This is a genomic window from Deltaproteobacteria bacterium (assembly GCA_009929795.1).
Taxonomy (GTDB): domain Bacteria; phylum Desulfobacterota; class Desulfovibrionia; order Desulfovibrionales; family Desulfomicrobiaceae; genus RZZR01.
In genome coordinates, this window is sequence record RZZR01000373.1 from 1 (window position 1) to 1,271 (window position 1,271).

A 1,271-nucleotide genomic window follows, 5' to 3' on the forward strand; every position below is an offset into this window, starting at 1 on the left:
GGAACCCATTTCCAGGGCCATTTTCACCCGGGGCAGGGCCCGGATTTCGTCCAGGGGCGTGCCGCCGGAGGGGATGGGCTCGTACTCGGCCAGGGCCGGACCATCCAGAGTTTCGGAGATGTCCGGCAGGATGGTCGCCCGCAGGCCGTACTCGTGGGCCAGGTCCCGCAAAAGGCGGATGTCGGCCGGGGAGACCATGCCGGGCAGAATGGCCAGGTCGGCCTTGGCCGAGACCGTGTCGTCGGTCAGGGCCTCCACCAGGGCCCGGACGGCCTGGTGAAAGCCGTCGACATGGGTGCCGTCGTAGCTCGGGGTGGCCACGGATACGATTTCTGGCAGTCCCAACTGACCGAACTCGCGGCGGAATTCGGCCAGGATGAGGTTCACGTCGTCGCCGATGGTCTCGGTCAGGCAGGTCGTGGCCACGCCCACGAGACTCGGGTTGTAGCGATCCATGACGTTCAGGATGCCCTTTTTCAGATTCGGCCCCCCGCCGTACACGGCCTGCTTCTCGCCCAGGGCCGAGGAGGCGATGTCCACGGGTTCCCGGAAGTGGGAGATGACGTAGCGGCGCATGTAGGTGGCGCAGCCTTGGGAACCGTGGAGAAAGGGCACGGCCCCTTCCACGCCGCGGAAGGCCAGGCAGGCCCCCAGAGGTGTGCAGAGCTTGCAGGCGTTGGTGGTCGAGACGTAGTTGGCGGCCTTCATGATCGTACCTCCCGTCCCGCCCGGCGGGGAACGAATCGCCAGACCGGGCTCATGGCCGAGGCATGGACCTCCCGGGCAAAGTGAAGCATGCCCGAAAAGCCTTCCAGGGGGATCTTGCGCTCGTGATTGTGGTCGCAGAAACCGATGCCAAGCTTGAAGGCGATGGGCCGTTCCTTGACCCCGCCGACCAGGACGTCCACGTCCTTCTCCTTCATGAATTCCTGGAGTTCCAGGGGATTGGCGTCGTCGACGATGATGGTCCCCGGACGGGTGATGGCCGCCAGCTCCTCGTAGTCCTCGGGGGTTCCGGTCTGGGAGCCGACCACGGCCACCTCCATGCCCAGGTGGCGGAAGGACTTGACCAGGGAAAATGCCTTGAAGGCCCCGCCCACGTACACGGCCGCGATCTTGCCCTGGAGGTCGCGCCGGTACGGGGCCAGTCTGGGCATGAGTTCTGCCAGCTCGGAGCGGACCAGATCGGCCGTGCAGTCCATGATGTCCGGGTCCAAGGGCATGAAATGCTCGGCCACCCGGTAGAGGGATTCGGCCATGTCCTCGATCCC

2 protein-coding genes are annotated in these 1,271 nt (G+C 65.8%); both read right to left on the reverse strand.

Annotated features, from left to right (window positions below; all coding sequences use genetic code 11):
• On the reverse strand, positions 1–708 hold a 708-nt coding region (locus EOM25_15080; GenBank protein ID NCC26502.1), incomplete at its 3' end, for a nitrogenase.
• The coding region (locus tag EOM25_15085) for a nitrogenase iron-molybdenum cofactor biosynthesis protein NifE (GenBank protein ID NCC26503.1) at positions 705–1,271 on the reverse strand (567 nt) is incomplete at its 5' end. The genes EOM25_15085 and EOM25_15080, both read right to left, overlap by 4 nt.